The 7,916-nt window shown below is 69.9% G+C and carries 4 protein-coding genes; 3 read left to right on the top strand and 1 reads right to left on the bottom strand.

The window, feature by feature from the left end:
* Positions 1-418 precede the first annotated feature (418 nt).
* The gene (locus AB0K37_RS38540) at positions 419-2,968 is read right to left on the bottom strand and encodes a transglycosylase domain-containing protein (protein ID WP_363990165.1); all 2,550 of its coding nucleotides are present in this window, start codon (positions 2,966-2,968) and stop codon (positions 419-421) included.
* A 1,137-nt stretch (positions 2,969-4,105) separates the two neighbouring features.
* On the opposite strand from AB0K37_RS38540, the gene AB0K37_RS38535 reads away from it, so the two are divergent.
* From AB0K37_RS38535 to AB0K37_RS38525, 3 genes are all read left to right on the top strand, one after another.
* Positions 4,106-4,729 carry a PadR family transcriptional regulator gene (locus AB0K37_RS38535; RefSeq protein ID WP_179831420.1) on the top strand — a complete coding sequence of 208 codons (624 nt, stop codon included), beginning with the start codon at positions 4,106-4,108 and terminating at the stop codon, positions 4,727-4,729.
* A 68-nt stretch (positions 4,730-4,797) separates the two neighbouring features.
* The gene (locus AB0K37_RS38530) at positions 4,798-5,877 is read left to right on the top strand and encodes an inositol-3-phosphate synthase (RefSeq protein ID WP_363990162.1); all 1,080 of its coding nucleotides are present in this window, start codon (positions 4,798-4,800) and stop codon (positions 5,875-5,877) included.
* Positions 5,878-6,048: 171 nt separating this feature from the next.
* Entirely contained in the window at positions 6,049-7,821 is a 1,773-nt protein-coding gene (locus AB0K37_RS38525; protein ID WP_363990159.1) for an ABC transporter substrate-binding protein, read from the top strand.
* Positions 7,822-7,916 lie beyond the last annotated feature (95 nt).

The raw sequence follows: 7,916 nt of genomic DNA, 5'->3' as shown, positions 1-7,916 counted from the left end.
CCAGGTCGAGCATGACGGCGCCCTGGCCCAGGTCCTCCTCGCTCGCGCCCGCCAGGTCGGGGGCGAGATGCGCGGCGGCGACCTCGCGATGGGGGGACCGCCCGGCGCGCCACGCTGCCCGCCCGAGGGCATACCGGAAGAGCCGGGACGGGGGGAGCCCCTCCGGCCAGAGCCCTCTCCGAAATCCGGTCCGTATCGGCTTGGGTTACTCACGCGGCCTCATCAACTGGGGGACGGCTTTGCGTCGTCCGAGCGTACTGTGCCCCCGGCGCGGAGGTGGCCGCTGAGGCAAGGCTCACCTTCATCGGAACGGGCGGGCGCATGCGCTCAAAGGCGCCGACGTGCGGCGAATCGCCAGGATGCTCCATGTCACACCCCCATATCCAGTGGACGGTTCGGTTCGCGAAGGCCGACCGGTTCATTCGGGCGGCCTGGTCAGCGGCAGGGGCCGCAGGCTCTCGGTCTGGACGGTCCGGCCGCCCCTCCGGTTGCGGCAGGCGGGGTCGCCCTGGTGGATCTGGCACCACCACCGCGGCGGCGGGTTGCTCGGCGGCTTGTTCGGGTCGCAGTTGCCGTTCTGGAAGGGGGACTGGCACGGCTGCTTGCCGTCGCCGCCGTCGCCGCCGTCCTGGCAGCGCGGGTCGAACTTGCCCACCGGGGTGTTGCACCACGGCGGCTTGCCCTCGTCGTCCTTTTTCTTCTTCTCCGGCGGCTTCGCCCACTTCTGTTCGATCCCGCCCCATGCGGGCGGCGGGAACGCCTGCGCGTCCATGCCGCGGACCGCGTTCGCCATGTAGGACCGCCAGATGCGGGCGGGGATCGTGCCGCCCTCGACCTCGCCGATCTGCGGCAGGATCACCGACTTCTTCTTGCCGTCCGGCCCGACCGCGTCGTTGTAGATCGTCACCGCGGTCGAGACCTGCGGGACGTACCCGACGAACCACGACGAGACGTTCCGGTCCGTCGTACCGGTCTTGCCCGCGGCCTGGCGCCCGTCCGGCAGCGCGGCCGCGGTCGCCGTCCCGCTCCTGATGACCTGCTGCATCGCGTACGTCGCGTCCGCGGCGACCTTCGGGCTGAAGACGCGGCGCTTCTCGTAGTTCGGCCGCAGCCGCACCGTCTTGCCGTCGGACTTCTTGACCACGCGGATCACGTGCGGCTGGTGGTACATGCCGCCGTTGGCGAACACCGCGTACCCCGCCGCCTGCTCGATCGGCCGGATGTTGTTGACGCCCAGCGCGAGGTTCAGGCAGCACTTGTGCGGTTCCAGCAGGTCGGACGCGATGCCGGCGTCGGTCTCGGTCTTCATCGCCTCCTCGATGCCGACCTTGCCCATCAGCTGGATGAACGCGGTGTTGACCGAGTCCTTCGTCGCGGTGATCAGGTTGATCGCCGGGCCCACGTTATGGCTGTTCGGGACGATCACGGCGTTCGGGTCGTCCTTGGACACCACGCTGCCGTCCGGGCCGATCGGCGTCTTCGACCGCCCCTCGACGAGGCTCTTCAGGCTGTAGTTCTGCTTCAGCGCCGTCGCGAGCACGTACGGCTTCATCGCCGACCCGGCCTGCGCCGACCCCTGCCACACGTTGTCGAAGGACTGGGCCAGGTAGTCGGGGCCGCCGTAGAACGCGACGACCTCGCCGTTCGCGGTGTTCACCGACACCAGGCCGACCCGGATCTTCTTCTTGGCGAGCTTCTTCGGGTCCACCTGCGGGACGGTCTGCTCGGCGGCCCGCTTGGCCATCGCCATCTTCTTGCGGTCGAACGTCGTGTAGACCCGAAGGCCCTGGGTGGTCAGCTCCTTGGTGTCGATGCCCTGCCGGTCGAGCTCCAGCTTGGCGCGCATCAGCATGTAACCGCGCTGGCCGCCGTAGAGCTGGTTGCTGGTGCCCGCCTTCCGGAGCTTGGGCGGGCCCTGCTTGATGTACTTGTCGGCGTCGGCCCGGCTGAGCTTGCCCATCGAGACCATGCCGTTGAGCGTGTACTGGTACCTGCCGGTCACCCATGCCTGGCTGGCCTTGTCCCCCGGATCCCGGTTGGGGTTCTGGATGATGCCGCCGAGCAGGGCCGCCTGGTCGGGCCGCAGCTTCCACACGTCCGTCCCGAAGTACTCGCGGGACGCCGCCTGGATGCCGTAGGTGTCGCGGCCGAAGTAGATCGTGTTCAGGTAGAGCTTGAGGATCTCGTCCTTGGAGTGCTCGTCCTCCAGCTTCAGCGAGATGAACAGCTCCTGGAACTTCCGGCTGACCGTCCGGTTGTTCGGGTCGGAGTAGTAGTTCTTCGCGAGCTGCTGGGTGATCGTGGAGCCGCCGCCCGACCCGCCGGTCAGGTTCTTCCACACCGCCCGCGTCGTCCCCTTGATCGAGAACCCCGGGTCGGTGCGGAAGCTGCGGTTCTCCGCCGCCAGCACCGCGTTCTGGACGTTCGGCGGGACCTTGGCCAGCTCGACGCTCTGCCGCTTCTTGCCGATCCGGCCGATCTCGGTGCCGTCGGTGTAGTAGAAGATCGACGCCTGGTCCTCGACGCCCGCGACCGTCGGCTCCTTGGGGGTCGGGGTGTTGGCGTAGGCGACCCAGACCAGCGTGACGAACGCCGCGAGCCCGAGGCCGCAGAAACCGCCCACGACCTTCCAGGACGGGATGAAGCGCCGCCAGCCGGTCTCGCGGGAGCGCAGGTGTCCGAGGAACCCCTTCTTGCCGGGCGGCCCGTGCCGTCCGGGCCCACCGGGCCCACCGGGACCTCCCGGACCGCCGGGGCCGCCGGGCCCTCCCGGACCGGCGGGACCACCCGGGCCGGCAGGGCCGCCCGTGCGGTTGGCCGCGCGGACGCCGCCGCCGCGGAACTTCGCGGTCACCTTCGCGCCGAGTTCCTGTCCGGCCTTTCCGAGCTCACCGAGCTTCTCGCGCACGCCCGGCTTCGGGGCCGCGCCGGGCATCCCCGGCGTCCCGAACACCGCGGGCGGCCCCATTCCTCCCGCACCGGGCCCCATGCCGGGCGCGTTCGGGAAGCCCGGGCCTCCCGGCGCCCCCATTCCCGGGCCTGGTTGGCCGCCGGGGGGCCCGCCCATCCCAGGACGGCCGCCTCCCATTCCGGGGCCGCCCTGCATGCCGGGGCCGCCCGAAGGGGCATTGCCGGGCGCGCCCGGCGGCTGGAATCCACCAGGTCCGCCGAACCCGCCGTTGCCGCCGAAGCCACCAGGTCCGCCGAATCCGCCTGGACCGGGCGCCCCGCCGGGGCCGCCGTTAGGGCCGACCCCACCGTTGCCGCCGAAGCCGCCTTGGCCAGGCATGCCGCCCGGCCCGCCCGGCGCGCCTTGGCCGCTCGGTACGACCGCGTTTCCCGGAGCGTTGCGTCCGTCCGGGGCGACCGGTCCGCCTGGCGCGCTGGGAGCGGCGTGGCGACCGGTGGACGGAGGGACGGGGCTCGACGGGCCGCCAAGCGGACCCGGGCTCGCGCCAGGAGCGCTCATGTAACCGGGCCCTTCCGCCGTTCCCGGCGGGGCGGGGTTCTGGGGCATGCCAGAGGGGCCCGCGGGGTTCGTTCCGGCGGGCTCACCGTGGGCGCTCGGAAAGCCGGGGTCGCCGGAGTCACCGGGACGGGGGTTCTGGTGCCCGCCCGGCCTCTGCGACCCAGGTTCCGGTCGGGGCTGGCTTGGATTACTCACGCGACCTCATCAACAGGGGACAACGGTTGTTGCCGAGGGCCGGGTGGCTCCCGGCCCTTGTTGCGGCTCGTGCGCCGTCCGAAGAGTACTGTGCGGGCTGGTGAGCGGGGGGAGCGTGTGCTCGGCGAAGGACGCCCCGGCCGGTCCGCGCCCCGAGGGGTCGGTGGCTCCTCCTCACTTGCTCACCGTTCCGGGCTGTCCCGGGATCGAGGTCGTGCGACGCGGCCAGGTGGTTCCAGGACGCAACTTTGACACATTTCCACCACATACACCCTGAAATCGCCACATTCGCGATACGGGCCGGTGGGCCATCCGGGGCGTCCCAGGTAGATCGCCACTTGCCAGGACGAGCCGGGCTACGTATCTTGTCGATGTATCGAGTCGATACATTCACTCGATACATCGGATCGAGACATCGGCTTCTGCGGAAGAGGGACCGGGATGGCGGCCAAGAAGGGCGCGGGCGTGCTGGAGCTCGCCGTGCTCGGGCTGCTGCACGAGTCCCCGATGCACGGCTACGAGCTGCGCAAGCGGCTCAACACCCTGCTGGGCATGTTCCGCGCGTTCTCGTACGGCTCGCTCTACCCGTGCCTCAAGCAGCTCCTGGCCAACGGGCTGATCATGGAGGACCGGCCGGAGGAGCCGAACGCGCCGCTGGCGCTGCAGAGCCGCCGATCGAAGATCGTTTACAAGCTCACCGCCGACGGCAAGGAGCGCCTGCAGTTGCTCCTCACCGAGGCCGGCCCGGCTTCGTGGGAGGACGAGGGGTTCGGCGTGCACTTCGCCTTCTTCTCGCACACCCGTGCCGACGTCCGGCTGCGGATCCTCGAAGGCCGGCGCAGCCGGCTGGAGGAGCGCCTGGAGAGCGTTCGCGCCGCCCTGGCGCGAACCCGCGAACGAGTCGACTCCTACACCCTGGAACTGCAGAACCACGGGCTGGAGTCCGTCGAGCGCGAGGTCCGGTGGCTCAACGAGCTCATCGGGCGCGAGCGGGCCGAGCAGGAACAGCAAGCACAGTCAGCTAAGCGAATTGACCAGGACATGCCTCGGGACGAGGGCCGCTGAGCGGCCCAGTGCCTTCGGGGACGGGTGAGTCTCCACCACATGTTCCGCAACAGAGAAGGAGCGACCGGATGGGTTCCGTGCGCGTAGCCATCGTCGGTGTGGGCAACTGCGCCTCTTCGCTCGTCCAGGGCGTCGAGTTCTACAAGGACGCGGCCCCTGACACGCGAGTTCCCGGCCTGATGCACGTCCAGTTCGGCGAGTACCACGTGGGCGACGTCGAGTTCGTGGCGGCGTTCGACGTGGACGCCAAGAAGGTGGGGATGGACCTCTCCGAGGCCATCCACGCCAGCGAGAACAACACGATCAAGTTCGCCGACGTGCCGCCCACCGGGGTGACCGTCCAGCGCGGGCACACTTTCGACGGCCTGGGCGAGTACTACCTGGACATGGTCGAGGAGTCCGACGCCGAGCCGGTCGACGTCGTGCAGGCGCTGAAGGACGCCGAGGTGGACGTCCTGGTGTCGTACCTGCCGGTGGGCTCCGAGGAGGCCGACCGCTTCTACGCCCAGTGCGCGATCGACGCCAAGGTCGCGTTCGTGAACGCGCTTCCGGTGTTCATCGCCAGCGACCCCGAGTGGGCCCAGAAGTTCACCGACGCGGGCGTGCCGATCGTCGGCGACGACATCAAGTCGCAGGTCGGCGCCACCATCACGCACCGCGTCATGGCCCGCCTCTTCGAGGACCGCGGTGTCGAGCTGCTGCGCACGTACCAGCTCAACTTCGGCGGCAACATGGACTTCATGAACATGCTGGAGCGCAAGCGGCTCCAGTCCAAGAAGATCTCCAAGACGCAGTCGGTCACCTCGCAGATCCCGCACGAGATGGCGAAGGCGGACGTGCACATCGGCCCGTCCGACCACGTGCCGTGGCTGGACGACCGCAAGTGGGCCTACGTCCGGCTGGAGGGCCGCTCCTTCGGCGACACGCCCCTCAACCTGGAGTACAAGCTGGAGGTCTGGGACTCCCCGAACTCCGCCGGCGTCATCATCGACGCCGTCCGCGCCGCCAAGATCGCCAAGGACCGCGGCATCGGCGGCCCGATCCTGTCGGCCAGCTCCTACTTCATGAAGTCGCCGCCGGAGCAGTACAACGACGACCAGGCGCACGACGCGGTGGAGAAGTTCATCCGCGGCGAGGTCGAGCGCTGAGAGCCTGATCACAAAGCGCCCTGAGGACGCCCTGACAGTGGACATCCCACTGTCAGGGCGTCCTTACTTCTGTAGAGAAACGGTGATGTACCGGCTCTTTGTCACGCTCTGGCCCTACTGTGACACCGCCGGTGACTAGTGCGCCAGGCTCTGAGTCAGTGAGGTGACACCGTGGCGGCACGCGAAATGATCAAGATGGCGGCGGGGCTGGCGGGTCTCGTGGTGGGGCTCGCCGGATGCGCCGGAGGAGGTGACGGCGCGACCGCGGAGGGCGCGTCCCGCCAGGGCGGCACGCTGCGCGTCGTCGGGTCCTCCGACGTCGAGCACCTCGACCCCGCGTCCGTGGCCAGCGTCGGCGCGTACGGGCTCGTCCGCACGTTCGCCCGGACGCTGTTCGGGAACCGCGCGTCCAACGACTTCCAGGAGACGGTCCCCGTGCGGCCCGACGTCGCCGAGCGGATCCCGACGCGCGAGAACGGCGACGTCGGCAAGGACCGCCGCACGTACACGGTCCGGCTGCGCGACGGCGTCCGGTGGAACACCACCCCCCCGCGCCCCGTCACCGCCCAGGACTTCGTCCGCGGCTTCGAACGGCTGTGCAACCCGGCCACGCCGTCCGCCGCCAAGGGCTACTTCGTCTCCACGCTCAAGGGCATGGAAGCGTTCTGCCGCGGCTTCGCCTCCGTGAACGCGAAGGACGCGCGGGCGATCGCCGCCTACCAGCGCGACCACGGGTTCGAGGGCGTCCGCGCCAAGGACGAGCGGACGCTGGTGTTCGAGCTGAAGCGTCCCGCCAGCGACTTCCTCAACCTGCTGTCGCTGCCGGTCACCGCGGCCGCGCCGCAGGAGTACGACCGGTACGTCCCGGACGGCGCCGACTTCCGGCAGCACACCGTCTCCGACGGCCCGTACCAGATCACCGACTACAAGCCGGGCATCTCCTATCTGCTCACCCACAACCCGGCATGGCAGGCGGGTTCGGACCCGCTGCGCGAGCGGCACGTCGCGAAGATCCAGATCACGCTGGGGCAGGACTCGCCGGAGACCGTCCAGCAGCAGATCGAACAGGGCACCGCCGACCTCGCGTGGGACCAGCCCGTCCCGACGTCGGCGATCCCGCGGCTGCGCGACGACCCGCGCTTCGCGATCAGGGAGACCCCGAACAACAGCCCGTACCTGGTCTTCAACACGCGCAGCCCCCGAAACCGCGGCGCGCTCGGTGACCGCGCGGTACGGCAGGCGCTGGAGTACGCCGTCGACCGCAGCGCCCTCATCAAGATCGTCGGCGGGCCGTCGGTGGCCAGGCCGCTGCACACGGTGATCCCGCCGGGCAACTCCGGCTACGCGGCCGTCAACCACTACCCCACGCCCGGCGAGTCCGGCGATCCCGCCAGATGCCGCGAGCTTCTCAGCAAGGCGGGCCGCTCCGGCCTCATGCTGAAGTTCCCCTACCGGACGAACAGCGTCCACAAGCTGATCGCCCAGTCCATCGCCCAGAACCTCCACGCCTGCGGCGTCGAGACCGAACTGACCCCCGACTCGGGCGGCTCCTTCTACTCCAGCACCCTGTCCACCCCCGCACGCGCCCGCGAGGGCAGCTGGGACATCGCCGCTCCCGGCTGGGTCCCCGACTGGTACGGCAACAACGGCCGGTCGATCATCCAGCCCCTCTTCGACGGCCGCGCCTACGGCCCGGGCTCCACCAACTACGGCGGCTACGACAACCCGCAGGTCAACGGCCTCATCGACGCCGCCCTCACCGCCCCCGACGCCCAGCGCGCCGCCGGCTACTGGCAGCAGGCCGACCAGAAGATCATGGAGGACGCCGCGATCGTCCCCCTCCTGGACCGCGCCCAGACCACCTACCGCTCCTCCCGAGTCCACGGCGCCTACTTCCTCCCCACCACCGCCGGCTACGACTTGACACGCGTTTTTATTGCGTAGTTGTGGGGGTGGGGCGCTAGAGCGCCCCACCCCCACAACTACGCGGCGATCGCTGGCATCGCTCCGTCTCGCCTGGCGGCTCGCTGCGCGATCAG

It is taken from the genome of Actinomadura sp. NPDC049753, from assembly GCF_040674655.1.
Taxonomy (GTDB): Bacteria; Actinomycetota; Actinomycetes; order Streptosporangiales; family Streptosporangiaceae; genus Spirillospora; species Spirillospora verrucosospora.
The sequence above is the reverse complement of the archived record's forward strand: the minus strand, read 5'-3'. Positions and strand labels throughout refer to the sequence as shown.